Source organism: Sphingomonas sp. MA1305 (assembly GCF_016107325.1).
Lineage (GTDB): Bacteria > Pseudomonadota > Alphaproteobacteria > Sphingomonadales > Sphingomonadaceae > Sphingomonas.
Genome location: NZ_RCVT01000005.1, coordinates 113,326 through 138,891, shown reverse-complemented (window position 1 = coordinate 138,891; position 25,566 = coordinate 113,326). Strand labels below are relative to the sequence as shown.

Sequence of the window (25,566 nt, the reverse complement as noted above, 5' to 3'; positions counted from 1 at the left end):
GGCCGAGGCCGCGCAGCACGCCTTCGCACCCCCAACCCCACCGGAGACCCGTCATGGCCGATCGTGCTTCCGCCTCCATCCTGATCGGCGGCCCGCTGCGCCGCGCCCTCCTCGACGATCTGTGCGAGGCCGCCCGGCAGGACGGCGGCTTCGCGGGCTGGGACGAGGACCCGCTCGACGGACAAGCGATGCGCGACGGCGCGCCGCTCGAGATCTGCGCCTACGAACTACGTGGCGGCGTCTTCGACGCGCTCGAGGCGTTCTGCGAAACGCACGGGTTGGCCTATGTCAGGCGTTCGGGCAGCTGCGCCGGCGCGTTCGGACCCGAGCGTGTCGTTCACGTCGGCGACGGCGCGCCCGAGACGTTCGAGACCAACGAGGGCGACGCGGTGACGATCGGCGTGGCCGACGTTCGTCGGCTCGGCTCGCTCGCGGCGATCGAGGCATTCTTCGCCCGCGCCGCGTTCGTGGTGCCGCCGCTGACGCTGGTCGACGGAGCCGCGGCGTGACCGCCGAGGCCGTGGCGCGCACGCCCGACCGCCTCGCGCTCGCCCCCGCGCCGCCCGTGGTGCTCGCCTACGGCGTCGGCGTCGACAGCACCGCGATGCTGGTCGAGCTCGTCGCGCGCGGCGAGCCGCCCGATCTCGTGCTCACCGCCGACCCCGGGGCCGAGAACCCCAGGACCTACGAGTATCTCGAGGTGATCCGCCCCTGGATGCGCGCGCACGGGCTGCGCCACGAGATCGTCCGCTACGTCCCGCGCCGGTTCAAGAACTGGCCGCCTTATTATTCGCTGCTCGAGAATTTGCTGACCAACGCGACGCTGCCGAGCATCGCGCTGGGGCGGCACTCGTGCAGCCTCAAGTTCAAGGCGGCGCCGCAGGAGGCGTTCCTGCGCGACTGGGCACCGGCGCAGGCGGCGTGGGCGCGCGGCGACAAGGTCGTCCGCCTGATCGGCTACGACGCCGGGCCGCGCGACAGCCAGCGCCATGCCCATGCCGCGGGGATCGAGAGCGAGCGCTTCACCTGCCGCTATCCGTTGCGCGAATGGGGCTGGGATCGCGCCCGCTGCGCGGCACGGATCGAGGCCGCGGGGCTGCCGGTTCCGGTCAAGTCGTCGTGCTGGTTCTGCCTCGGCATGACCCCGGCCGAGGTCCGGGCACTGCCGGCCTGGTGCCTGCGCCTCATCGTCCTGATCGAGGCGCGCGCCGCGCCGCGGCTGCGCACGGTCGAAGGGTTGTGGCGCAAGACCACGCGCGCGCGCCCGGGCCGGATGACCGACTTCATCCGGCACGAGCGGCTGCTGCCCGCGGTCGAGATCGATCGCATCGCGCGCGACGCGCCGCTCGACCTCGTCCGCTTCCAGGACGTCGCCGCCGCTATTCCCGTCGAGGACCGGCCGACGATGCGCTCGTGGCTGGAGCGGTTCGAGGAGGGCCTGTCCGCGACCGGCCTGCGCGATGCGCCCGACGCCGCGCTGCAATGACCCCGGCACGACCGCCAGCAGCGACGACGGGCGGCGACCCGGCCGGTGGCCGGACAGAGGGGAGGGGGCGCGGCGAGGCAGTTCCAATGCGAGGAGAAGAACCCATGTCGCACCCGATCGATCTCGGCGGCGCCCCCGCCCGCGAGCCGTGCGCGCAGCTCGGCCGCACCCCCGGCTTCGCCGCGCTGAACGCGCTCGAGGTCGACGTCCTGCGCGCCGCGCTGATCGCGCGCTACGGGCCGCCGCCCGCGGGATGCCGCTTCATCGCGCTCGACCACGCGCACGATTTCGGGCGCTATCGCACGCTCGGGCTCGCGACCGACCCGGCGGCGGGCGACGCGGCGGCGATCGCGGCCTATCGCGACGCCGTGGCCACGGGCCTCTCGACCTGGACCGAGGCCGGATTCACCCCGCCGGTGATCTACGGCGGCGTCGTTGGCACCGCGCCGCGGACCGAGCTCGCCGAGATCGTCATCGGCGCGCTCGCCACCACCCGTCCGGGCTGGGACGGCAGCTTCCCGCTACCCGCCTTCGCCGAGGCCCACGCCCATCTCGCCGCCGCCTTTCCCGCCGAGGCCGCGCGGTTCGCCGAGCGCGTCCGACCCGGCGCGCCGGCGGTCGCGGTCGCGCGCGACCCGCGGTTCGCCGATGCCGCCGGCGCGCCGCTCGACGGCATGGCGGTATCGCGCGCGGTGACCGCCGCCGCGGTCGCCGCGGCGGCGCCGATCCTCGCCGCGCACGGCATCGCCACGGTCGTGATCGCCTATGACGGCGGCGGCGACAGCGGCCAGATCAACGAGGTCCGCGCCGACGATGCCGCCGGCGCGCCGGTCGTGCTCCCCGCGGTCGCCTGCGAGCGCTACGTCTCTGGGTACGACGGCAGCGTCGTCGTCGACGTCGCCAGCCTCGAGGCCGCGCTCGAGGAGATCGGGACCGAGGCGCTCGCGGCCTATCACAGCGGCTGGGAGAACAACGACGGCGCGTTCGGGACGGTGACGATCGACGTCGCGGCGCGGACCGCGACGCTCGATCACAACGTCTATTTCACCGACTCCGAACTCTTCACCACCCAGCTGTGAGGAGCCCGGCCATGTCGCATTGCTATCATCATGCGCTGAGCTCGGTGCGCCGCTGGGGCGGCATCCCCGAGGATTATCTGCCGCTCCACCAATGGTTCGACGAATCGAAGCGGATCATCGCCGATCCGCGGCACCGCGCGCTGCGTCACCATGCCGAGGGCATCTTCATGCTCGAGACGCTCTTCGGCGTGACCATCACCAACAGCGCGGGACGCGTCGTTCCGGTCCGCCAGATCGGGGAGCAGCACGTGACGGAGGATCTCGGCCGCATCCCGAGCTTCGCCGACTGGGCGCGGGTCATTCAGCCCGCGCCCTGGATCCTGCGCGGCAATCCTGCCGGCGCGCCCGCGCCCGACACCACCCATTAGGAGCCCGACCATGGCCAACAGCTACACCAAGGCCGCATTCACGCTGACCGTCACCGCCGCCGAGGCCGCGCTACTCAACGCCGCGCAATGCGCGGCCGAGACGCTCTCCTTCGAAGAACCCGAGGGCGACGAGCGCCGCGCGGCGTTCGCCGAACTCGGCGCGGGGTTCGCGGCGGCGTTCCCGGCGGGCGACGACGATCCGTTCGCGGGGTTCCTCGCGCTCTTCGACGATGCCGCCTATCCGGCGCTCGACTGCGACATCCACACCGGCACCCCCGACGCCGACGGCCGGGTCGGGGTCTATTTCGGCGGCGACCAGGTCGCCCCTGACACGCTCGCCGAACTGATCCGGCGGTGCTGTCCCTCGGCGCTGCCGTGCGGCTTCGAATATGCGCTCGACTGCGACCGGCTGCGCGCCGGCGAATTCGGCGGCGGCTATGTCGTCATCACCGCCGAGGGCATCGCCGGTCACGGCTCGAGCCGCGGCCTCGAACGCGCTCGACCGCACCCGCGACGAGGGCGTCGACGGCTTCGTCCTCGTCATGCGCGATCGCGACCACGGTCTGAGCTTCTGGAACGGCGGGACCGGCTTCGGCCGCCTCAGGGACGCCGCCGTCTTCTCCGAGGCCGAAGCGGCGCGGGTCAACCTGCCGATCGCCGACGACGAACCCGAGTGGCTCGCCATGCCGGCACCGCTCGCCTGAACGCCGACCACCGGCGCGGGGCGCCGGGCAGCCTCGGACCACGCCCCGGGACCACCCCGTCGCCGCGCGGCGCGGCGACGGATCGGCGCTGGCGCGCCTCACCCGGCCGGAGGCCGGGAAGAGGAGCGGGGAAGAGTGAGGTGTCACGGACAAGGGGTTCGAGACGGATCAGGAGGTTTTCGCCATGAACATCGGTTCCATCAAGCAGAACGAGGCCGGCATCTACATCGGCCGGGTGTCGACGCTCGCGGTCGCGATGACGATCGCGCTGCGCGAGGTGCGTTCGGTCAACCCGAAGGCGCCCAAGTACGAGATCCACGCGCTCAACACCGCGTCGCGGTCGTGGGTCCAGGTCGGCGCGCTCTTCGAGCTCGCCTCCAACGCGACCGGGGAGACCTTCCTCAACGGCAAGATCGACGATCCGAGCCTCGCCCAGCCGCTCTACGTGTCGGCGTTCCGCCAGGAGGACGGCAGCTACAACGTCGTCTGGTCGCGCCCGAGCCGCAAGCGCGACGTCGCCGCGGCGATGGCGACCACGCGGGGCGACGACGCGCTGCCGCCGCTCCCCGGCGAGGCCGAGGAGGAGGACGCCACCGACCAGACGGCCGGCCGGCAGCGCCGCGGCCGCCGCGCCGCGGGCGACGACGGCCTCGGGGAGTCGACCGCGCCCGCGCTCGTCGGTTGAACCCGCCCCCGACGACACCGACGGACCCGCCGCGCTCGCTTGCGCGGCGGGTCCTTTTTTTGCCTGCGATCCCGAGGGCCCGCGTGCCGCGGGCTGGCAGCGCCGCGCCGCCGGTCCTAGCATCGGCCCAGCGGACAGCAGTGGCCGGAGGACGGGTGGAGCAGGACCTGAAGGCGATCCACGCCCACGCCTCGGACGTCTGGTACGCGCGCGCCGCGGTCGCGGCGATCGCCGGGCTGCAGCTCCTCCTCAGGAACGACCTGACGCTCGGCCCGCGCTGGTTCGCGCCGGTCGTCGAGCTGACGCTGCTCGTCCCGCTCGCGGCGGCGACCGCCTGGACGCAGGCGAGCGCGGCGCAGGCGACCACGCGGCACCACTGGCTGCGCGTGCTGCGCGCGCGCCGCACCATCCGCGCCGCCGCCCTCGCGCTCACCGCGCTCATCACGCTCATCAACGGCGCCGCGCTCGCCGACCTCGTCCACGACCTCGTGCGCGGCACCTCGCACCAGCTCGGCCGCACGCTCCTCCTCGACGCGCTCATCGTCTAGTGCATCAACGTCATCGTCTTCGCGCTCTGGTTCTGGAGCATCGACCGCGGCGGCCCCGCCACCCGCGCGGTCGTTTCCGAGAAGCGCACCGACTTCCTGTTTCCCCAAGCCGGGCTCGGCGGCGAGGACGCCGCCTGGCTGCCCGGCTTCCTCGACTATCTCTACCTCTCCTTCACCAACGCCACCGCCTTCTCGCCGACCGACGCGATGCCGCTCACCCGCCGCGCGAAGATGCTGATGATGGTCGAGGCGGCGATCTCGCTCCCGACCATCGCGCTCGTCGCCGCCCGCGCGGTCAACATCCTCGGCTGACCCGCCCGCCGCTCGCGCCGGGCCGAAGCGCGCGCTATCGTCGCCGCATGGTCCACCACCCCGGCTTCGGCCGCCCGTTCCGCGATCTCGACACCGGCCTCTACGCCAGCGCCCACTGGATCTGGGACCGCCGCGGCGTCGCCAAGCGGCTCGCCTTCCCCTTCTCGGAGGAGACCGTCACCGAGACGGTGCTGCTCGACCTCGCGGCCGAGCTGCCCGGCGCGATCCACATCGTCCCGTTCACGAAGCCCGAGGAGGGCAAGACCGGCGCCGACTGGGAATGGTGCCTCCACGATGCGGCGACCGGCCGCTATCTGCGCTTCCTCGTCCAGGCCAAGGTGCTCGACGACCGCGACCGGGTCTATGCGCATATCGACCGCTATGTCGGCAACACCGGGGTCCGCCAGATCGACCGGCTGTGGGCGACGTCGGTGCGACGCCGCGTCCCGGCACTCTACGCCTTCTACAACCATCTCGATGACCCGTCGCGGCTCCCGCTCCACCATTGCGCGTGCCACCAATGCGTCGGCTGCTGGGGGGCGAGCGTCGCCCCGCTCGGCGCGGTCTATCCGCGGGTGATGGGCAGTCCGCCCGACAAGACGTTCGACACGCTCGCGCAGGTCTCGGTGGCATGGCGGTGTCTGCTCTGCGCCGGGGCGGGCGGCGGTCCCGAGCGCGACCCGATCGACGGCGCGATCGCCGGGCTGAACCGGCTCGCCGCCCTGGCACGCGAGCGCTCGCCCGACACGCCGGTGGGAGACCTCCCGCCGATGCCGGAGGCACCGGAGCGCGAGCCGCCGGACTATCTGCGGCCGCTGCTCGGGCTCGCCGAGGATATGGGCGCGGCGCCGCCCGACGATGCCGTCCGCTGCAAGCTCGCCGGCGACAATCCGGGGGTCGACGGCGTGGTCCTCGTCGATGCGACGCGGGCGCGACGGCGCGGCCGACCGGACGACTGAGCGGGCGACCGGGCGGGCGACCGGGCGGGCGACCGGGCGGTTCGGGCCCGACGGGAGGGAGACGGCGCCTCCCGCGCCGCGGCGCGGGACCGGGCTCTAGTCGGCTGCGCCTCCCGGAGCCGCGGTGCCCGCGTCTCCGCCCTCGCGGGTGACGATCCCTGGCGGACCCCAGGACGACCGTTGGGGGATAAATACTCTCTCTATGACCTCCTAGTCTGGCATGCGGGGTTGGCGGCCGGTCAAGGATGAGCGGTCCCCCCAATTTTCACGCGGGCACCGCTTCCGCTGACGCTCCGCGGCACCCGCGAGAAAATCGGTTCCCCCGCTCCCCGCTGGCGCGGCGGCGGCCCGGCGGGCCGCCGTCCCTGACCGACCTGACCGCCGCATGCCGTGAGAGGGGCCTCATCGATCGGATGAGATCAACCACCGCATGGAGGCCAACATGACCGGTTCCACCAAGTTCACCGACTTCGCCCAGCTCGCCAGCTTCGTCGCCGCGAGGGGCGGCAGCGACGCCGCGATCGAGGCGTTCGACGGCGCGTTCGTCGAGCACGAGGAGATGGCGAAGCTCGCCATCGTCGACGCGCCGGAGCGGCTGGAGATGCCGTGCCCGCAGCAGGCCCGGGCCGCGGTCGAACTGATGATGCAGACGCTGTTCGACGTGTTCCGCGACACCCGGATGGAGGAATTCGCGCGCGATCTCGCGTGGGGGTTCGCGAACAGTTTCCACGTCGTCGCCAAGCGCATCGAAGGCCGCGAGGACGACGCCGCCAAGAAGCTCGGGGAGCTCGCCCGCGCCTACGATCCGTCCGAGGGCTACGCGCGCGATCTCGAGGACACGCAGCTGCTCTGCCAGACGCTGGAGGGATGCCGCGCCGCGATGGAATGCATGCGCGACTACGCCGCCGAAGTGTACCGGGTCGAGACCGGGCATCCGTTCTCGCCGACACGCGGCAGCCGGGTCTCGTCGGCGCTCAACGCGTCGATGATCGAAGCCCGCGACTTCCTCGCCGCCCGCGCCCGCAACCGCCGCGAGGCGTTCGCGCCGGAAGGGCCGATCGTCGCCTTCTCGGGCGGGCAGGCGTGGCACGACCACGACATGCTCTGGACGCGGCTCGACGCGATCAAGGCGCGCATCCCGGAGATGGTGCTGGCGACCACCGCGCAGACCAAGGGCTGCGACGCGATCGCGAGCGCCTGGGCATCGTCGCGCGGGGTCAAGACCATCGCGTTCCGGCTCGACCGCAGCCTCGGCAACCGTGCCGCCTTCGTCCGCAACGACCGCATCGTCGCGCTGAAGCCGGTCGAGGCGATGGTCTGCGAAGGCTCGGGCATCCAGTCGAACCTCGCGCAGAAGCTGCGCCAGGCCGGCGTTCCGCTCCACATCGTCCGCGCCGCCCAGCAGGCGGAGCTTCGGCGCGCCTGACCGCGCGCCTCTCGGAGGAGCCCCGGCACCCGCCGGGGTTCCTCCTTCTCCTTTACCGCAGGCCGGCCGCGGCTCGGGGCATCGAGCCCGCTCGCCGCGGTGAGCGGACGGCGTCCGCCGCACGACATGCGCAACTCCATCGCCACGAAAGGGGAGAGGGAAGGGAACGGCGCAACCGAGAGGATTTCGAGATCATGCCGACCGCCACCGCCTGCCGCGCAACCGCCGTCGCCGCGCCGCCCGCGGTCCTCGTCAGCGCCGCTGCCGCCGCCGCGTTCCGGCACCAGCTCGGCACCGCCGCGAGCACGTGTCCGGGGTCGATGCCGGGCGGCTATCGCGCGGACGTGACCGGTGCCGCGCTCGCCGCACTGGCGCGGACCTTCGACTTCGACACGGACGTGATCGCGGTGCTCGATCATGCGCAGTTCGAGCGGTGCGCGGTGACGGTCACCCCGCGCGGCGACGGCTCGGCGCTGCTGGCCTGCGCCGGGGACACGTCCGACGCTTTCCGACCCGCGCGCCGGCCTCCCGCGCGGTGATCGGACGGGCGGGGCGGGCCGGGATCGACCGGCTCGTCCCGCCATCGCCGCCGCGCCCTCGGCGAGCGGCGCGGGCCCTCCCCACCGAGGGGGAAATCTCTCACAGAAGTCCGAGGGTGTCATGCGGGCCGGGACCGCGTCAACGATCGACGGTCCCCCCAATTTTGTCGGGGCCACCGCTCCGCTGCGCTCCACGGCGACCCCGACAAAATCGGCACCCCCGTCGCCCGCTTCGCGGCCGCCGGCGATGCCGGCGGTCGTTGACCCGATCCCGACCCGCATGACGGCCGGAGCCTCGTCTTGAGGACAAGAGGAGGCTCACATGCAGATCACATCGAACATCGCCGTCGCCGACCACGCCGCGTACATGAGCGCGGTCGCGTGCGCCGAACGCCGCGCGCTCCACAGCTACTTCGACCAGCACGTCCTGGAGGAGGACGACGGGATCTACGTCGCGGTCGACGAAGGCGACTACAGCGTGCTGCCGAGAGCGATGGTGGACCGCATCGTCCACACCGTGCCGGGCGCGATGCACGACGAATTCTGATCCGGGAGGGAGGGGCTGCGGCCTCTCCCTTTTTTTGCTTGGAGAAGCAACGGGCGCGAGGGGCATCGAGCCCCCCGCGCCCGTGCCGCGACAGGGTCGCGGCGAACGGTCAGGCCCTGGCCTGGAGCCGCTTCTCGACCTCGTCGGGTCCGAGTTTGCGGATCGTCGCCGCGAGCGTCTCCAGCCGCGCGATGCCGAGCTTGAGCAACCCCGACTTCTCGAGCGCCGCCAGCGCCGACTGACGCTCGCGTTCCGCGAACGCGCGTCGGCGTTCTTCCAGCCGCCGCTCGTCTTCTTCGAGCGCCGTGCGTTCCTGTTCCAATGTCCGTGCCATGATGGCCTCGCTGTTCAAGCTGATCGGGCCGTGAACGGTGCGAGTATACCCACGCGAACTCGGCGATGAAGAGGGTTTCTTCGATCGGCTGACAACCTACGCCGCGGCGCTGAACCGCGGGTAAGGATCGAGCCCGCGGAGTGGCGGATGCCGACGCTCCCAGCGGTCAAGGCCGACGGCGAAATCGTGGACGCGTTCGAGCAGCGCGTCATGGCCGAGGTCGCGACCGCCGAGGGGAAGCCAGGCGACTTCCGATCCCCACATCTTGGTCACGGCATAAGCGCGCTGCCGGTGTTCGACATAGACGACCGCCACATATGGATCGTTGGCGTCGGGAACGCCGATGATGCCCTCCTTGCGCGATAACCGGATGGCGAGCCCGACAGGCCAAGCACAGCCGATCTGATCGAGCCAGTCGAGCGGCAACCGCATATCGGTGACCAGGCCAATCGTGCAATGGCGCGAGCCGTGGCAGCGTTCGGCATACTCGCGAAGCGCTGGGATCACCTGCTCCTGAAAGTAGCGCTCCATAAGCTCTGGCGGCAGGATGTGATCGAAAGCATCGCTGGCCTGGCCGAACGATTCATCGTTCATTCGCTCACGCGCGGCAGCGTCGAACGCTGCAATCTTCCGTCTGATGCTCGTCACGAATTCCGACCCTCTTAGACTGGGAGGAGGAAACGCTGGGCGGACCGTCGAGGTCCATTTCCGCCTGCCGGCGGCCGGAACCGCGCCGGCTACGATCACGACGACGAACAGCGCTCGAACGCGACGATGGCGACCTAAAAACGGCTCTTGGGAGTGCACACCGAACGCACCGGATGGTGCAGGGATCTTGTGTGTCCACAATGACTTAGCGGGATCGCGCGGCGTGGGACGGTGTGGGACACTCCGGGACAGCGCCAAAACCTGAGTGTTCAGAGGCAGTTAGCTGTCCCACACGGTCCCACGCCGGCGACGCGTGTCGTGCTTGTCGTCCGGTCGCGCGTCGGCTAAAGTCGCCCCCGGCTCTCATCGGTTCCCACCAGCCTCTCTGCTAGGAGGCTGGGTTGTCCCACCCATCAAAGCATTGCACGATCCGGTTCGACCGCGAGCGGTACGAGCGCATCCTGGCGCTCGCGACCGAACAGGGCACGACCCCTTCCGAAATCATCCGCGCCGCGGTCGACGCCTATGTCGGGACGACGGCGATGCTCGGTTCGAGCCACCGCCGCCTCGCCCGCATCGGCGAGTTCATGCAGCTCGCGCTCGACGTCATCATCAGCGAACAATATCCCGAGTTCCGCGACCGGATCATCGCCAACGCCGACAAGCGGCTGGAGCAATATCATGGCGCGTGACGGCATCCGCTTCGACGGGCGCGCGGTCCCGCTGACCCACCACTCGGCGCGCGGCAAGATCCAGCGTAACTCGGGCAATTTCACGCGCGGCAGCCAGCTCCTCACCCACGAGCTGCTGATGTGGTTCGCGGGCGCGAAACTTCCCGTCCTGCTGTGGTTCTTCGCCTTCCTCGGCTCGTGGTTCCTGATCATGTCGGTGCGGCTCGACGAGCACGGCTTCCAGCTGCTCTGCATGAAGCTCTACGCGACGATCTGGAACTGGGTCGCGCTCGATCCCGCCAAGCGCGTCGACGTGCTGCTGCCGAGCGGCGAGCGCGTCCATACCGTGATGGCGGCGGTGCCGTATCTCGCCGATGTCCGGCACGCCTGGTCGATCGCGCTCCGGGGCCTGTTCGGGGCGATCCTGATGGCGACCTTCATCGTGATCCCGATCACGATCTGGTTCGTCGATATCTCGTGCCGGCGGGGAAAGGTGATCCTTCAGGAGCGGCACGAGCGCGGCGCGATGCTCGTCACCCGCGCGATCCTCGAAGCCGAGATCGTCCAGCACAACAACGCCCGCTTCATCGAGGAGGCGCGACAGTGCTTCCCCGACCGTTCGCCGCGCCAGGTGCTGGCGTTGCCGTTCGCGGCCCGAAAGGCCGCCGGCCTCCACCATCCCTATGCGCTCGCCGGCATCCCCTATCCGCACCGGATGGAGCAGTCGCACACCATGCTGATCGGCACGACGGGATCGGGCAAGACCACCGCGCTGCGCAGCCTCGTCGCTCAGATGCGGGAGCGCGGCGACAGTGCGGTCATCTTCGACCTGACCGGCGCCTATGTGGAAGCGTTCCACAACCCCGCGCGCGACACGATCCTCAACCCGATGGACCGCCGCTGCCCCGCCTGGTCGATCTTCAACGACTGCCGCACGCACAGCGAGTTCACCGCCGCCGCGGCGGCGCTGATCCCTGCCGACGGAGGCTCCTCCGAGCCGTTCTGGGCGCTGGCGGCACGCACCCTCTTCATCGAGATGTGCATCAAGCTGGTCGAGCGCGGCCAGACCACCAATGCCGCCCTGTCCGAGAACCTGATGACCGCCGACCTGAAGCGCGTCCACCGGTTCCTGCAGAACACGATCGCCGACCCGCTGACCGCCCCCGAAGCGGCGCGCATGGCGGAATCGATCCGGGCGGTCTTCAACACCAACGCGCAGGCACTCCGCTTCCTTCCCGACAAGGGCGAGCGCTTTTCGATCGGCGACTGGATCACCGGTGACAAGGCACCCGGCAGCATCCTCTTCATCACGTCGAACTATGTCGATCTGCCGATGAACCGGGCGCTGCTGACGCTCTGGATGGATCTCGCGATCAACCGCCTCATGACCATGAAGCGGACGCGCGACCTGCGCACCTGGTTCATGTTCGACGAGCTCGGGGCGCTGCACAGGCTGCCCGCGATCGAGAACGGCCTCCAGACGGCGCGCGCGTTCGGCGGCGCAATGATCCTCGGCATCCACAGCTTCGAGAAGCTCGTCGAGGTCTATGGCGAACAGGGTGCCCGCAATCTCGCCTCGCTGGCGCGCTCCAAGCTGATCCTTGCGACGGCGGACCTCGACACCGCCGAACAGTGCGCCCGCTACATCGGCAACCGGGAGGTCCGGCAGATGGATGAGGCCTATTCCTACGGCTACAACAACACCCGCGACGCCTCGACGCTGACGCCGCGCAAACAGGTCGAGCCGCTCGTCATCGCCGACGACATCACCAACCTCCCGGCGATGCACGGGTTCGTGAAGTTTCCCGACGGCTTTCCCGCCGCGCGGATCACGCTCACTTGGCGCGATTATCCCGCCGTGGCGGAGGGCTTCCTCGCGCGCACCGACCTGCGGCCGGTGCGCTCCGATCGCGCGGAGAAGGTGTTCGACGGGGATGGGGACGCGACGGGCGAAGGCGGCGGCCGGGACGGGGCCAATCAGGTGGTCGAGGAGGTGGCGGCGCCGACCAATCTGGCGAAGGAGCTGGCGACGCGGATCCTCGCCGCGGCCACCGACGAAGAACGCGAGGGCACCGTCGCCGGCGCCGACCGCGCGCGCGTGCCGGACGGCTCCGATCGGACGCCGGGACGGCCGTCGCCGACCCCCAGGCCAGCCGCTGCCGGCGAGACGCTGCCGCCGCGAGAGCGCGACGACCGTTGGCCGGTGAACGGGGCGATCCCGCCAGCCGCGCCGGAGGATCAGACGCTGGTGGAACTGCGCGAGGATTTCGCCAGCGGGCGCGATGCCGACGGCATCGACATGGGCATCTGACCGATGCTGTCGATCGCTTCGGTCCGATCCGCCTCCGGTGCCGCGAGCTATTTCGCGAAGGACGATTATTACACGGCCGAAGGAAGCGCCGAGGCGAGCGCCTGGGGCGGGGAGGGCGCCGCCGCGCTCGGTCTGGCGGGCGAGGTCGACAAGGAGCCGTTCGAGGCGCTCCTCAACGGCGTGCTGCCCGGCGGCGAAGCGGTGGCTCAGGTCGAGAACCGCCGCGCCGGCGTTGACCTCACCTTTTCGGCGCCGAAGTCGGTATCGGTAATGGCCTATGTCGGCGGCGACCGCCGCATCCTTGGGCCCGATGGCGCCAATATGCGCGCGGTCGCCCGCGCCATGGCTTGGGCCGAGCGCAACCTGGCCGAAGGACGCAAGGACGTCGAAGGACGGAAGGTGCCGGTCGCGACCGGTAACCTCGTCTATGCGCTCTTCCAGCACGACACGAGCCGGGCGCTCGATCCGCAGGCCCATGTCCACGCGGTGATCGCCAACCTGACGCGGATGCCCAACGGCAAATGGCAGGCGCTGCACGCAGACAAGCTGTGGAGTGGCAACAGCCTGCTCGGCTCGATCTATCACGCCTTCCTGCGCGACGAGCTGGAGAAGCTCGGCTATGTTGTCAAACTGAAAGGCAAGCACGGGACGTTCGAGATCGCGGGCGTCCCCAAGTCCGTGCTCGACACGTTCAGCCAGCGGCGGCAGGACATCCTCGCCAAAGCGGCGGAACTCGGGATCAAAAGCGCGCAGGGGCTGCGCGATGTCACCGCGCGGACCCGCGACCCCAAGCTCACCATCGGCGACCGCGAGGCGCTCGGCGCCAGCTGGATCGAGAAGGCGCGCAGTCTCGGCTACGACGGTGCCGCCGTCCGCGACGCGGCAGTTGCACGCGCCGCCCGCCACGATCCCGCCGGCCCGCTCGAGCGCGGCTATCGCGCGGTCGCGGCGGCGGTGAGCGGCGCCTGGACCAGGCTCGAGGCATCGCTCCGTCCGCACGATCCGCTCGTCGACCGCGGGCTCGGTCGCATTACCGGCTCGCCGGCCGAAGCCCGCGCGCAGTTCGCCGTCGCTTCCGCCGTCCGCATCTTGTCGGAGCGCGAAGCGGCCTTCGACGTCACCCAGGTCGCGAAAGCCGCGCTGGATCTCGGCCTGACGGGCGTGACGGTCGAGCATGTCGAGCGGCGGATCGGCCAGCTGGTCGACCGGGTGCAGCTGATCGCCGGCGCACCCCGGCCGAACGACAGCCGGCCGCCGATGGTCACGACCCCGGAAGCACTGCGCATGGAGGAGGCGATCCTCGCGGCGGTCGATCTGGGCAGGGGCGCTGCGAGCCCGATCCTGTCGCCGATCGACGCGGCCGATCGTTTGCGCGCCGCAGCGACGCGCGAGCTCAATCCCGGGCAGCTCGCCGCCGCGACGCTGATCCTCGCGTCGTCGGATCGGACGATCGTGGTCCAGGGGATCGCCGGCGCCGGCAAGTCCACCATGCTGCAGGCGGTGGCGCGCGTCGCCGAGACGGAAGGCCGCAGCGTGATCGGGCTCGCCTTCCAGAACAAGATGGTCGCCGACCTCGCCGAGGGCGCCGGCATTCCCGCACGGACGATCGCATCGTTCATTCTCGCCAACGAGCGGCACCTCGCCGAGCCCGGCGGGCACGGCCATGCGGAGGCAAGCGCCGCCTTCGCCGGCGCGGTGGTGATCGTCGACGAGACGTCGATGGTCTCGAGCCGCGACATGCTGAAGCTGCAGTCGATCACTGCCGCGCTCGGCGTCGACCGTCTGGTCCTGGTCGGCGATCGCCAGCAGCTCGCCTCGATCGACGCCGGCAAGTCGTTCGCGCTTATCCAGGCGGGAGCGCCGGCGATGGCGAGGATGGACGAGAACATCCGGCAGCGGACCGACCAGCTGCGTGCAGTCGCGGCGCTCGCGAACATCGGCGCTGCCGGCAAGGCGTTGAAGCTGCTGGGCGACGGGGTCGTGGAGCACGCCGAGCCGGCCCGCCATGCCGCCGAACGCTGGCTCGCGCTGCCGCCGGGCGAACGCGACAACACCGCGGTCTTCGCCTCCGGGCGCGCCGCGCGCGCCGTCATCAACGCTGCTATCCAGGACGGGCTCGTCGCCGAGGGCGCGATCCGCGGCGCCGGGATCCATCTCACGGTCTACGAGCGGGTCAATCTCTCGCGCGAGGAGCTGCGCCACGCGTCGAGCTATCATCCCGGGCAGACGCTCGAGGTGGGGCGCGGCGGCGGCGCCGCGATCGGGCTCGCGGAAGGGCGCTACGATGTCGCCAAGGTTCACCCGAACGGGCGGGTAGATCTGTCGGACGGCCGCAAACGGTTCCGCATCGACCCGCAGCGGCTGTCGCCGACCGATACCCGCGACAGGCTACAGCTCAGCGAGAGGAAGGATCTGCACCTGCGCGAGGGCGAGCGGATCCGCTGGACCGCCAACGACAAACCGCGCGGTCTCTTGAACGCGGCACTTGCGCGGGTGCTAGCGGTGGACGCGCGCGGCGTCACCGTCGAGACCGCCGGCCGGGAACGGCTGACGCTCGATCTCGGCGATCCGATGCTGTCGCGGCTCGACCTTGCCTACTCGCTCAACATGCACATGGCGCAGGGCATCACCACCGACCGGGCGATCACGGTGATGTCGAGCACCGAGCGGCACCTCGCCAACCAGCGGCTCTTCAACGTCGGCGTGACCCGGGTGCGCGACGCGCTCACCATGGTGGTCGACGACCGGGCCAAGCTCGAGCGCCAGCTCGACGCCAATCCCGGCGACAAGACCTCGGCGCTGGAGACGGTCGGCCGGCTCGAAATCGACCGCGAGCCACATCGGCGGGACGCGCGCGGCCCGTTCGATCCGGGGCCGATGGCGGACCTGCCGCCGCTGCCCGGCGACCTGCCGCCGCTACCGGACGGGGCGCGGGCCCCGTCGCCCGGCGCCCCGCCGCCGTCAGACCGGCCGCCGGCGCGGAGCGATCCGTTGCCGCCGCTGCCGGAGCGCAGCCTGGGGCTCGACTTGTAGGAACCGACCGGCCGGGTCGCCGGAGACTGATGGAGGGCAAGACGATGAGTGGTTGGGATTTCGACGAGGTGGGCAAGTTCGGCAGTACCAAGGCGGCCGAGGACTTCGCCAAGCGCAACAACGTCGATGTGCGCGACATCCGGACGCGCGACACGGGCGACGGCGTCGAACTCGAGATCAGGCGAGGCGGGCAGGACCGGCGCGAGCTGCGCGACGGCGGGGAAGGGCGGCGCGACGGCTGGAGCTGAGGCCGTCCAAGAGCCAGCGCCGAGAACAGACGGCGCCTGATCCCAACGGCTAAGCGGGGGTGCTTATGTCGCACGCGATTTTGATGCCATTGGCGCTCATCATCTTCTTTTTGTCGGCGTTGCTCATTGTGCGAGCGATAACCGGGGTGTCGTTCGGTCTGGGGAGGGTCGCTCCGGGACCGGTCGCGAAGCCGCTGCTGACCGATCGAGAAGCGGCCATGCTCCTCGTCCTTGAGGAACTGCTGCCCACCGCGCGGATACATGCCCAAGTCGCGATGGGCGCGCTCCTTCGCGCACCTCCGGCACCGGGTCGTCGGACCTTATCATCGGACCGGAACTACTTCTCGCAGAAGATTGTCGACTTCGTGATCTAGGATCGAGCGTCCGGTGCGATCAGAGCCCTGATCGAAGTCGACGACCGGTTCCATAGCACGCATAAGGACACGCTGCGGGATGCGGTTACGTCAGCGGCCGGATATCGGACCATCAGGATATCGGGAGCGACGCCCGCCACGCTGCAGCATGTGCGCCCCGTGATCGTCCCGTTGATTGATCTAACGCCCTGCTGACTCTTCGACCACCGTCTGCCACACAACGGCGGTGTGCAATCGCTATCGTATTTCCGCCAAGCAGGCTGCCGTAATGCGAGCGTGCGGCTTCGACCCCCCGTTCGCTCCGGACGAAACCTTCCCGCCAGCGCGCGAAATCTTCCCGACCGGCAAGAAGACCGCGCGACACGGGCCGGTCGTCAGGCGTGTCGCGACAGGGAACCGGCCGCTCGAAATGGCACTGCTCGAATGGGGCTTCCCGACCAAGGTGCCGAGCAAGCGCAACCCCGAGATCAAGCTCGACAAGTACGTCACCAACGCTCGCAACCTTTCGTCCAGCATGTGGAAGCCGTCGCTGGCTACGCCGGCGCGGCGGTGCATCGTGCCGTTCACCTATTTCGCCGAGCCTCATCCCGACGGCGGGATCGGCGACGACGGCAAGCCCAAGCAGATGTGGTTCGCGCTACCGGACCAGCCGATCGGATTCTTCGCTGGGCTGTGGCGCCCGACCGATCGCGGCGAAGCCTACGCCTTCGGCACCACGGAGCCCAACGACATCGTGCGTCCCTGGCATCCCAAGGCGATGCCGGTGATCCTCAAGCCCTGCGACCTCCTGCTGTGGCTCGACGGCAGCGCGGAGGAGGCGCTGGCCCTGGTGCGGCCGTACGACGGCCCGATGATCCGCCAGGTCGAAACACCGCGCGACGACCTGATCGAGATCGACGCCTGATCGGCCGCAACCGTCCCCGTACCGATCTGCGTATCGGAGCGCTCAGTCCTCGTGCCGGCCGGCCAGCCGCAGCTGGCGAACGATCCCGTTGAAGGCGGCCGTCGTGCCCTGAGCGCGGCCGATCTCGTTCTCCTGGGCAGCGGCATCCCAGAACAGTTCGAGCGGCCACCGTTCGGGGCAGTGCGGCAGCAAACAGCGCAATGCCAGCCGGACCTCGACGCCATCGACCCGGGTCTCGCCCGAGCGCACCATCGCGGCACGCAGGATGTGAAGCGACAGCGAGATGATCACGCGCTGGTGACGCGGCAGGCCAGCCACGCCTCACCGGAAGTCGCGCGTCTTGATCCGCACGACCTCCTCGGGATCCATGCCCTCGACGTGCGGCGGCCAGTAACTGTCGCGCGGACCCGGCTTCCAGCCCGGATCACCACGGTCGGGAGAACCGGCATGGCGCGCCCCATCGCCGCGCCCGGTCGCGTGGGGGAAATCCATCTGTCCAACCCGCGACAGCAGGTCGCCATAATCGATGATGCGATCGCAGATGACGTGGATGACCTCTCCTTCTCTCTGAACGCGCCCCTTCATGCCGATCATCGCCGCGGACATGACCGTGCGGCGCTGAGCCTCGAACCGGTCCGGCCAGAGGATACCGTTGGCGATCCCCGTCTCGTCCTCGATCGTGATGAAGAGGACGCCTTTGGCAGACCCGGGCTTCTGGCGGACGAGGATGATGCCCGCGACCTCGACATGGCGACCGTCCTTGATTGCGGACAGGTCAGCGCAGCGTTTGATTCCGCGGCGGGTCAGCTCGTCACGAAGGAAGGTCAGCGGGTGTGCACGCAGCGAGAGCTGGAGCGCCCGATAATCCTCGACGACCTCGCGCCCGGCCGACATCGCCCTGAGACCGACGAGCGGTTCCAGCCCTTCAGGGCTGAACGTCGTCTCGCGTTCGTCGGCAGCAGCGAACAGCGGCAGCGGCGCCTCGCCGAGCCCGCGCACCTTCCATAGTCCCTGCCGCCGATCCTCCCCCAGCGCGTGGAAGGCGTCTGCCTCCGCCAACCGTTCGATCGCGGCGCGCGGGACGCCGGCACGGCGCCAGACCTCCTCGATCGATCCGAACATCGCCGCGCCGCGTGCGGCGACGATCGCGGCACCGTGGACGTTGGCCAGTCCCCGCGCCTGCCGCAGGCCGAGCCGTACCGCGAGATAGCGGCCACCGGTCGGTTCCAGCGTGCAATCCCACCGGCTCGCGTTGATGCAGGCGGGGCGGACCTCGACCCCGTGCTCGCGCGCGTCGCGGACGACCTGGGCAGGCGCGTAGAACCCCATCGGCTGGGCGTTGAGCAGCGCCGCACAGAAGACGTCGGGATGATGATGCTTCATCCAGCACGAGGCGTAGGCAATCTTGGCGAAGGACGCCGCGTGGCTCTCGGGGAAGCCGTAGGAGCCGAACCCCTCGATCTGCTTGAACGTCCGCTCGGCGAAGTCGCGCGGATAGCCACGCTCGACCATGCCGCCGACCAGCTTGTCGAAGAAATGGCTGACGCCGCCGGTGACCTTGAACGTCGCCATGGCGCGGCGAAGTTGGTCCGCCTCGCTCGGCGTGAACCCCGCGCCGACGATCGCGACCTTCATCGCCTGCTCTTGAAACAGCGGCACGCCCAAGGTCTTCTCGAGGACGGCGCGCAGCTCGGGCCGCGGATACTCGGGCTTCTCGATGCCCTCGCGGCGGCGAAGATAGGGATGGACCATGTCACCCTGGATTGGACCGGGCCTGACGATCGCGACTTCGATCACGAGATCGTAGAAGCGGCGCGGCTTCATCCGCGGCAGCATCGACATCTGTGCGCGGCTCTCGATCTGAAAGACGCCGAGCGTGTCCGCCTTCTGGATCATGGCGTAGACGTCGGGATCGTCGTCCTGGAGGTCGGCCATGCCGACCCGGATGCCTTTCATCTCGTCGAGCAGGTTGAACGCCCGGTTCATGCAACCCAGCATGCCGAGCCCGAGAACGTCGACCTTCATGAACTTCAGCGCGTCGATATCGTCCTTGTCCCATTCGATCACCTGACGATCGATCATTGCGGCGGGCTCGATCGGCACCAGATCGTCGAGCCGATCGTGGGTGAGGACGAAGCCGCCCGGGTGCTGGGAGAGATGGCGCGGAACCCCGATCAGCTTGCGGGCGAGATCGAGCGCCAGCCGGAGGCGCCGATCGTCGAGGTTGAGGCCGAGCTCTGTGACCTGCTTCTCCCCGACACCCTCCTGGCTCCAGCCCCACACGAGCCCGGCGAGCGCCTTGGTGAGGTCTTCCGGCAACCCGAGCGCCTTGCCGACCTCGCGCATCGCGCCGCGCGCGCGATACCGGGTAACGACGGCGGTCAGCGCGGCCCGATCACGGCCGTAGGTCTCGTAGATCCACTGGATGATCTCCTCGCGGCGCTCGTGCTCGAAATCGACGTCGATGTCGGGCGGCTCGCGACGCTCGCCCGAGACGAAGCGCTCGAACAGGAGCTCGTGCTTGATCGGGTCGATGCTGGTCACGCCGAGCACGAAGCAGACGCAGCTGTTCGCCGCCGAGCCGCGCCCCTGGCAGAGGATGCCGCGCCGGCGGCTTTCCGCGACGATGCTGTTCACGGTGAGAAAGTACGGCGCGTAGCCAAGATCGCCGATCAGCCGCAGTTCGTGCGCGATCTGCTTCCGGTAGGGGAGGGGCACGCCGCTGGGGAACATGCGCTCGGCCGCCTCGCGGGTCAGCGCCTCGAGCGCCCCTTGCGCGGTCAATCCCTCGACGACTTCCTCGTGCGGATATTGGTAGCTGAGCTCGCCGAGATCGAAGGTGCAGTCCCGCGCGATCGCCTCGGTCGCCGCGATCGCGTCGGGGAAGGCCGCGAACCGCCGTTCCATCTCCTCCGGGGACTTCAGATGACGGTCGGCATGGCGTTCGCGTCGATGGCCGAGCGTGTCGACGGTGCACTTCTCGCGGATCGCGGTGACGACGTCCTGCAGGAGCCGCACCTCGGGCGCGTGATAGAGTATGTCGCCCGTCGCGACCGCGCGGATGCAGGCGGCCGCCGCCTGGGAAGCGAGGTCGTGGAGGCGGATCGCGTCGTCGGGTCGGCGGCGCCACGCCAAGGCGCAATAGCCGCGCGTTCCGAACGCCTCCGCGAGGTCCGCGAGGTGTCGCGCCGTCGTCCCGCCGGGGAGGTCGGGCAGCAGGATGGCGACCAGACCCGCCTTCCAGGCAACCACGTCGCTCCACCCCAATGTGCAACCGCCCTTACCGGCGCGCGACTTGCCGAGGGTGAGCAGCCGGCTCAGGCGTGACCACGCGGCGCGATCGGTCGGATAGAGGAGCAAGCCGCGGCCATCGTCGAGCACCAGTCGCGCGCCCGCGATCAGACGGATCCCGGTGGCCTTCTGCGCTTCCCAGGCACGGACCACGCCCGCGACACTGCCGAGATCGGCGACACCCAGCGCCTTGTGACCGAGCAGCGCCGCGGCGGCGAACAGCTCGTCGGGCGACGAGGCTCCCCGGAGGAACGAGAAATGGCTCGTCACCTGGAGTTCGACATATCCCATCAGCCGAACAGTCCGTGCATGTGCCAGCTGAGATCGCCGGTCGCGCCGTCGACGCCGTCGCCACGGCGGAACAGCCAGAAGCGCGCGCCCATCTCATCCTCGACCCGGAAATAGTCGCGCACCGCCCAGACCTCGCCCTCGCGCCGCCACCATTCGCCGTGGATGCGCTCCGGGCCGTCGCCCGCCACCACGGCATGGATGGAGCCGCGCCAGCTGAAGCGTCGCGGGGGATGATCGGGCAGCAGCGCCACGACGCCGGTGAGCGGTTCGGGCCGCCGCAGCAGGCGCACCGGCCGCTTCCACGCCGGCCAGCCTGAGGGGTTTGCCAACGGGGCGGTACGGGCGGTCGCGCGCTCGGGCACGTCGGTCTCGATTGCGCCGACGGTGAACAGCGCGTCGGCGCCGGCGCGCCCCGCAAGCTGGTCGACGAGCGTCGAAAGGTCGGCCGGGCGGTGGTCACCGGCGAGCACCGCGCCGAACGGCGTTGCGCCGAGCGGCTCGGTGCCCGGCGCGGACAGCCGCATCGTCTCGATGCCGAGCCCCGGGTCGATGCGCTCGATGCGAAGGTGGAAGAGGCGGGCAAGATGATCCGCGTCGCGCGAGGCAAGCACCGTGCCGATCGCCAGCCGCTGTGCGCTGCCGTCGACGCGATCGAGCGCCAGCACGAGTCTGCGCGCGCCGAGCCCGCGCGCGCGCAGGCGCTCGACGAGGTCGGCGAGAAGATCTCCTATCACCTGCTCGATCGCCTCGGCGGTGCCGATCGGTTCGAGCAGCCGGCGTACGGCGACGGGCATCTCGGGCGGGATCAGCGGGACGATCGGCTCGGCGATCCGGCCGAGCGCCTCGTCTAGGCGGCGGACGCTCGCGAGCCCGAGCCTGCGCGCGAGCGGACCGCGCGGGAGCGGCAGAAGATCGCCGATCCGTTCCAGGCCAAAGCGCGCCGCTGCCGACAACGCTTCGGGTGTGAGCCGGAGCGCGACCAGCGGCAGGCCAGCGAGTGCTTGCGCCTCGCGGCCGCCATCGATCCGCTCCACCGGCTCGCGCCCGAACCGGGCCAAGGCGTGCGCCGCCCCTGGTGTGCCCGCCACCGCGATCCGCGCGGTCAGTCCGAGCCGGTGACAGAAGCCGACGACGCGGGCGCAGAAGCGCGCTTCCCCGCCGAACAGGTGGGCGACGCCGGACAGGTCGAGCCACAATCCATCGGCGGTGACCGCCGCGATCGGCGTCCAGTGACGCGCGGCGTGAAGCGCGAGCGCGTCCAGCATCGCCCGGTCGGCAGCGGGTTCCGCGACGCGGACGTCGAGACCCGGGGAGAGCGCGCGGGCTTGCGTGACGGCCATGCCCGGGAAGAGCCCAAGCGCCGTTGCCGCCGGGCACGCCGCGGCGATCAGCTGCCGGTTGCCGATCTGACTCGACAGGATCAGCGGCGACGCCGGCGCGATCGGCGCTGCGACCGCCATATCGTGCGCGACGAACGGCGCCGGCGGGGGGGTCTTGAAAGGGTGCTCGGCCGCTTCCGATCGACGACCCAACTCGCGCTTGGTCGGTCGCTGGTGAAGCGGAAGCCCGGTCGTGGTGGCTACCGCGCCGCCGTCGCGCGCCCATCGGGCACCCGGCCGCCATCCGCCGCCCCGCGGCGCCGAGCAGGGACCGGGGTCGTCGTCAACCGGCAAGGGGAGGGGGGACGCGGCTCAGGCTGCGCGCGCGGCCGCTCCAGCCGCCGTAGCCGCTCGATGCTGAGCGCCGGCAGGTAGAGCGAGGCGACCCGTGTCATCGCATGCCTCGACGAGAAGAGAGAAAGGATTGCCACCGCGCTGCCGGACGAGGTCCACCATCCAGCGCCCGCGCCCTACCCCGGGGGCGGGGAGGCGGCCCGACGGCGCGCAGGCGATCCGCCAGCGCGTCGCCGCAGCCGAGAGTTCGGTCAGCGGGCAGACGCCCTGCCGCCGCCAGCGGCGCGACAGAAATGCCGGTGTGCGGCCCGTGTCGGCGGCGAGCTGCAGCCTCCGGCTCGCCGTCATGTCGGCGCGGCGGACTTCGCCGACGACCGCCGCGAGCGCACCGTGCCGCAGGCCGTCCTCCATCAGCGCGAGCACCTCCTTGTCCTCGCGCGCCTCGGCGAAGAGCAGGCGCGCGGGCGGCAGGCCCGCCTGCTCGAGCCCGGGAGCGTAGAGGTCGAAGCGGCTCACCACCCACAGCACCCGCGCCGCTTCCGTGGCCGCTGCGCAGCGGGCAGCGATCCCGGCGAGGAAGAGCGTGGCCGCAGCTTCGTCACTGAGCGACGGCGTGGCCGGGGCGACCTCGTGCAGGGCGCCGCCATCCAGCCCGCGGTCCGCCAAGCGACCATCGATCTCGGCCATCCCGAATGGCAGCATCGGCGCTTGCCGCGGGCGCACGTCGGCAATGCTTTCACGTAGACGCGTCAGGATTTCGGGACGAGAAGCGGCGGCAGGCATTGTGCGGAATCGACTCACATGTTCCGAATATGTTCCGCCCGCGGGATCGTTCGGTCAAGCCGTTGTGACGCGACAGGTCGCTGCCGGCGGCGCGTGCCGACTCCCGCGGGGCGGGAAAGGGCTGAAAAGCGCGCCTACGCTTCCCATCTTTTTTCCTCACGCGGGTGGAGGGACGGATGGCAGGCGGTTGGACGCGGGACGGAGCCGTCCAGGATCAGATCGACGATTCGGTCGCCGATGCGATCTCGTCGGCGCGGGCGAGCCTGCCGACGGATGAGAGCGAAGCCCATTGCGTCGAATGCGGCGAGCCAATCCCCGAGCGCCGTCGCGTAGCGCTACCGGGTGTCCGCACATGCATCGAGTGTCAGTCGGCGCGCGACGCCGAGCCCAAGCCGTCGGCCATCAACCGGCGCGGCAGCAAAGACAGCCAGCTTCGCTGATCGCTCGACGAGCCGATCCATAGAATGCCACCAGTGACACTTTACCGGACCGGTAAAGTGTCGTTGCTGACACTTCATAGTCGCACACGAAGGACGCCACGCTTATCGGAAAAAGCGGGCGATAATCTAACCTTGGCGCACGCAGGGGATTCACATCTCCGTCGCTCTGTGCTCTAAATGTTCCTATGTTGCAGCCCGATCTATTCGCCGCCGAAACGCCGGCTGTCGTTCGCGATATCAATGAAGCAGTGACGCCGCCGGGCGGCGTCGTCGGCTTGCTCGAACGTCTGTCGGCCGCTTGCGAGCGACCGCGCTACAATTACATGCTGCTCACCCTCATCGCGGAAGCGAGCGATCGGACAGGGGCGGCCGGTCCTTTCGTGCAGGACGGCGGCGCCGCCGTCCCGATCCGCGACTGGCTGTGCGATGCTCTCAGTCCACTGGCGCGCCAGGATCCGCGACGCCTGTCGATCGCCGCCAGAGTGCGCGTGGAGCTCGCCGAGGCGGGAACGCTCCCCGACAGCGAAGCTGCTGCCGAACGGACGATCGCGGCCGAGGTCCAGGCCAGGTTGCGTCGATCGGGTCGCACCAATGTCAGTCGCGCCGTGTCCGAACTCGTTCGGATGGGCCTGCTCCGTCGCCATTACCAGGGTTACCGGGTCGACCATCACAATCGCGGCGCCCAACGGCAGGCGGTCTACACGATCACCGAAGCGACGCGGCGAGCACTGGCGCAGACCCGCGGCGCCGGCCTCGGCGGCCGGGTTGCACGGGCTGCTGCCACCTGATTATCCTCGCGGAAATGACGTCGGCGACCGGGCCGCGCGTCGATTGTACCGACCACGAGGAGGCTCGGCTCCCCACCGATGTACCGGCTGACCGACGACATCGCCCGCCGCCGCATGCTCTACCCGCCGCCGATCGCGACGGTGGCGAGCGCCCTGGTGATTGACATCCCCGTCGGGCAGCGTGGCGCCGGTCTCTCGCTGGGCCGCTATTATGCGATCCTGCTCGAAGACGATGCCGAAATCGCGGAAGCGGAGCGCTTCCTGAGCACGACGCGGGATGCCCCGGTCCCTCCCGATCTCTTCGATCGGCGACCCACGCGCCTCTATACCGCGAACTTCGTCGTCATCCGTTACGAGCCACCCGCCGCCGGCTGGCCCTGGCTCTCGGTGTGCCAGTGGCCCGGTAAGAGCGGTCCGGGCGATCCCGTGCCGCGCGGGGACATGGCCCGTGGCTGCTACACGATGGAAGCGTTCGAGACGCCGTCGGCGCTCGAAGCGCATCAGGCGGAACTGTTGGCGCAGCTCGGGCGCGAGCACAGGCTCGCGGTACGGATGATCGCCGGCGACGGTCTCCCCCCGCCCGGTCGTTGCTGAGCCGCGCGCCTAGCGATTAGCGGCCGCGATCTCGGCCAGGCGATCGGGCGAAAGGACAAACGGACGCCACTGCTCCGGTTCGAGGACATAGGCGTGGTAACCGGCCGTCCGGCCGCTGATCATCGCGATACCGATGGCCGCCGCGACGTAGCGATGAGCGCCATCGACGATCGCATCCTCGCCTGGGCCGGCGGCGTGACGGCACAGGATCACCGGGTCAGGCTGCTGCCGGATCGTGCTCGCCATCACATGGTCGAGATCGACCTGTCCGCTCTCGATGAAGCGTTGCGCCCGGCCCGGCTCCACCGCGAGCGACTTCGTCTCCAAGTTCGCCTTCGTCCACGCGCGCAGCGCCCTGACGTCGAAATAGAGCGGTTGCCCCGTCCCGTCGTCCTCCAGCCGGAACACCTCGTCCACCTCTGGACGAGCCGCCAGACCGGGCTCTCGCCCGGCCCGGATGGCGGCCTGCTGGCGCTTCATCGAGCGGTTCGCCAGCCGGCGGCGATTGCGGTCGCTGATCATCCTAATGC

General features: G+C 70.2%; 28 protein-coding genes. 20 read left to right on the top strand and 8 right to left on the bottom strand.

Features of this window, described 5'->3' with window-relative positions; all coding sequences use genetic code 11:
* Positions 1-53 precede the first annotated feature (53 nt).
* The 4 genes from D9601_RS17230 (at position 54) to D9601_RS17215 (ending at position 2,933) form a co-directional block, all read left to right on the top strand.
* Entirely contained in the window at positions 54-509 is a 456-nt protein-coding gene (locus tag D9601_RS17230; RefSeq protein WP_198355315.1) for a hypothetical protein, read from the top strand.
* Positions 506-1,486 carry a hypothetical protein gene (locus tag D9601_RS17225; RefSeq protein ID WP_332838044.1) on the top strand — a complete coding sequence of 327 codons (981 nt, stop codon included), beginning with the start codon at positions 506-508 and terminating at the stop codon, positions 1,484-1,486. Before D9601_RS17230 ends, D9601_RS17225 begins: the two co-directional genes overlap by 4 nt.
* Positions 1,487-1,590: 104 nt before the next feature.
* Positions 1,591-2,565, top strand: coding sequence for a DUF6878 family protein (locus D9601_RS20160; protein ID WP_332838043.1), 975 nt, complete (start codon positions 1,591-1,593; stop codon positions 2,563-2,565).
* An 11-nt stretch (positions 2,566-2,576) separates the two neighbouring features.
* A complete protein-coding gene (locus D9601_RS17215; protein ID WP_198355314.1) occupies positions 2,577-2,933 on the top strand; it encodes a DUF6915 family protein in 357 nt (118 codons plus the stop codon).
* 70 nt (positions 2,934-3,003) lie between these two features.
* Here the strand turns inward: D9601_RS17215 and D9601_RS19910 are convergent, their stop codons facing one another.
* Positions 3,004-3,477: a hypothetical protein gene (locus tag D9601_RS19910; RefSeq protein WP_232474350.1), complete on the bottom strand. Its 474-nt coding sequence runs from the start codon at positions 3,475-3,477 to the stop codon at positions 3,004-3,006.
* On the opposite strand from D9601_RS19910, the gene D9601_RS19905 reads away from it, so the two are divergent.
* From D9601_RS19905 to D9601_RS17180, 7 genes are all read left to right on the top strand, one after another.
* Complete coding sequence (locus tag D9601_RS19905; protein WP_232474349.1) at positions 3,476-3,637, top strand: hypothetical protein; 162 nt, start codon at positions 3,476-3,478, stop codon at positions 3,635-3,637. The genes D9601_RS19910 and D9601_RS19905 overlap by 2 nt on opposite strands.
* A 184-nt stretch (positions 3,638-3,821) precedes the next feature.
* Positions 3,822-4,322 carry a DUF736 domain-containing protein gene (locus tag D9601_RS17205; RefSeq protein WP_198355313.1) on the top strand — a complete coding sequence of 167 codons (501 nt, stop codon included), beginning with the start codon at positions 3,822-3,824 and terminating at the stop codon, positions 4,320-4,322.
* A 155-nt stretch (positions 4,323-4,477) separates the two neighbouring features.
* The gene (locus tag D9601_RS17200; RefSeq protein ID WP_198355312.1) at positions 4,478-4,870 is read left to right on the top strand and encodes a hypothetical protein; all 393 of its coding nucleotides are present in this window, start codon (positions 4,478-4,480) and stop codon (positions 4,868-4,870) included.
* A gap of 359 nt (positions 4,871-5,229) precedes the next feature.
* Positions 5,230-6,141 carry a DUF6615 family protein gene (locus D9601_RS17195; RefSeq protein ID WP_198355311.1) on the top strand — a complete coding sequence of 304 codons (912 nt, stop codon included), beginning with the start codon at positions 5,230-5,232 and terminating at the stop codon, positions 6,139-6,141.
* 442 nt (positions 6,142-6,583) lie between these two features.
* Positions 6,584-7,567 carry a DUF2493 domain-containing protein gene (locus D9601_RS17190; protein ID WP_198355310.1) on the top strand — a complete coding sequence of 328 codons (984 nt, stop codon included), beginning with the start codon at positions 6,584-6,586 and terminating at the stop codon, positions 7,565-7,567.
* A 194-nt stretch (positions 7,568-7,761) separates the two neighbouring features.
* Positions 7,762-8,106 (top strand): hypothetical protein, encoded by a 345-nt coding sequence (locus D9601_RS17185; RefSeq protein WP_198355309.1) that lies wholly within the window; start codon positions 7,762-7,764, stop codon positions 8,104-8,106.
* Between the two features lie 322 nt (positions 8,107-8,428).
* A complete protein-coding gene (locus tag D9601_RS17180) occupies positions 8,429-8,653 on the top strand; it encodes a hypothetical protein (protein ID WP_198355308.1) in 225 nt (74 codons plus the stop codon).
* 109 nt (positions 8,654-8,762) lie between these two features.
* On the opposite strand, the gene D9601_RS17175 is transcribed toward D9601_RS17180, so the two are convergent.
* Both D9601_RS17175 and D9601_RS17170 read right to left on the bottom strand, forming a co-directional pair.
* A complete protein-coding gene (locus D9601_RS17175; RefSeq protein WP_198355307.1) occupies positions 8,763-8,987 on the bottom strand; it encodes a hypothetical protein in 225 nt (74 codons plus the stop codon).
* A 96-nt stretch (positions 8,988-9,083) separates the two neighbouring features.
* Positions 9,084-9,836 carry a hypothetical protein gene (locus D9601_RS17170; protein ID WP_198355306.1) on the bottom strand — a complete coding sequence of 251 codons (753 nt, stop codon included), beginning with the start codon at positions 9,834-9,836 and terminating at the stop codon, positions 9,084-9,086.
* A gap of 200 nt (positions 9,837-10,036) precedes the next feature.
* Between D9601_RS17170 and D9601_RS17165 the strand changes: the two genes are divergently transcribed.
* From D9601_RS17165 to D9601_RS17140, 6 genes are all read left to right on the top strand, one after another.
* A complete protein-coding gene (locus tag D9601_RS17165) occupies positions 10,037-10,327 on the top strand; it encodes a hypothetical protein (RefSeq protein WP_198355305.1) in 291 nt (96 codons plus the stop codon).
* Positions 10,317-12,617: a type IV secretion system DNA-binding domain-containing protein gene (locus D9601_RS17160; RefSeq protein ID WP_198355304.1), complete on the top strand. Its 2,301-nt coding sequence runs from the start codon at positions 10,317-10,319 to the stop codon at positions 12,615-12,617. The genes D9601_RS17165 and D9601_RS17160 overlap by 11 nt, the downstream gene beginning before the upstream one ends.
* Before the next feature lie 3 nt (positions 12,618-12,620).
* A complete protein-coding gene (mobF, locus tag D9601_RS17155) occupies positions 12,621-15,650 on the top strand; it encodes a MobF family relaxase (protein WP_198355303.1) in 3,030 nt (1,009 codons plus the stop codon).
* Positions 15,651-15,679: 29 nt separating this feature from the next.
* Positions 15,680-15,898: a hypothetical protein gene (locus D9601_RS17150; protein WP_232474348.1), complete on the top strand. Its 219-nt coding sequence runs from the start codon at positions 15,680-15,682 to the stop codon at positions 15,896-15,898.
* A gap of 89 nt (positions 15,899-15,987) precedes the next feature.
* The gene (locus D9601_RS19900; protein ID WP_232474347.1) at positions 15,988-16,272 is read left to right on the top strand and encodes a hypothetical protein; all 285 of its coding nucleotides are present in this window, start codon (positions 15,988-15,990) and stop codon (positions 16,270-16,272) included.
* A gap of 226 nt (positions 16,273-16,498) precedes the next feature.
* Entirely contained in the window at positions 16,499-17,176 is a 678-nt protein-coding gene (locus D9601_RS17140; RefSeq protein WP_332838042.1) for an SOS response-associated peptidase, read from the top strand.
* Positions 17,177-17,218: 42 nt separating this feature from the next.
* Here D9601_RS17140 and D9601_RS17135 read toward each other — a convergent pair whose 3' ends face one another.
* From D9601_RS17135 to D9601_RS17120, 4 genes are all read right to left on the bottom strand, one after another.
* Complete coding sequence (locus tag D9601_RS17135; RefSeq protein WP_198355301.1) at positions 17,219-17,494, bottom strand: hypothetical protein; 276 nt, start codon at positions 17,492-17,494, stop codon at positions 17,219-17,221.
* A 3-nt stretch (positions 17,495-17,497) separates the two neighbouring features.
* The gene (locus D9601_RS17130; RefSeq protein ID WP_198355403.1) at positions 17,498-20,761 is read right to left on the bottom strand and encodes an error-prone DNA polymerase; all 3,264 of its coding nucleotides are present in this window, start codon (positions 20,759-20,761) and stop codon (positions 17,498-17,500) included.
* Positions 20,758-22,218: a Y-family DNA polymerase gene (locus tag D9601_RS17125; RefSeq protein ID WP_198355300.1), complete on the bottom strand. Its 1,461-nt coding sequence runs from the start codon at positions 22,216-22,218 to the stop codon at positions 20,758-20,760. Before D9601_RS17125 ends, D9601_RS17130 begins: the two co-directional genes overlap by 4 nt.
* Before the next feature lie 231 nt (positions 22,219-22,449).
* Entirely contained in the window at positions 22,450-23,214 is a 765-nt protein-coding gene (locus D9601_RS17120; protein WP_232474346.1) for an ImuA family protein, read from the bottom strand.
* Positions 23,215-23,390: 176 nt separating this feature from the next.
* On the opposite strand from D9601_RS17120, the gene D9601_RS17115 reads away from it, so the two are divergent.
* From D9601_RS17115 to D9601_RS17105, 3 genes are all read left to right on the top strand, one after another.
* Positions 23,391-23,654 carry a DksA/TraR family C4-type zinc finger protein gene (locus D9601_RS17115; protein WP_198355299.1) on the top strand — a complete coding sequence of 88 codons (264 nt, stop codon included), beginning with the start codon at positions 23,391-23,393 and terminating at the stop codon, positions 23,652-23,654.
* A gap of 185 nt (positions 23,655-23,839) precedes the next feature.
* Positions 23,840-24,442, top strand: coding sequence for a hypothetical protein (locus tag D9601_RS17110; protein ID WP_198355298.1), 603 nt, complete (start codon positions 23,840-23,842; stop codon positions 24,440-24,442).
* A gap of 78 nt (positions 24,443-24,520) precedes the next feature.
* The gene (locus D9601_RS17105) at positions 24,521-25,036 is read left to right on the top strand and encodes a hypothetical protein (protein ID WP_198355297.1); all 516 of its coding nucleotides are present in this window, start codon (positions 24,521-24,523) and stop codon (positions 25,034-25,036) included.
* Positions 25,037-25,045: 9 nt separating this feature from the next.
* Here D9601_RS17105 and D9601_RS17100 read toward each other — a convergent pair whose 3' ends face one another.
* Positions 25,046-25,558: a hypothetical protein gene (locus D9601_RS17100; RefSeq protein ID WP_198355296.1), complete on the bottom strand. Its 513-nt coding sequence runs from the start codon at positions 25,556-25,558 to the stop codon at positions 25,046-25,048.
* Positions 25,559-25,566 lie beyond the last annotated feature (8 nt).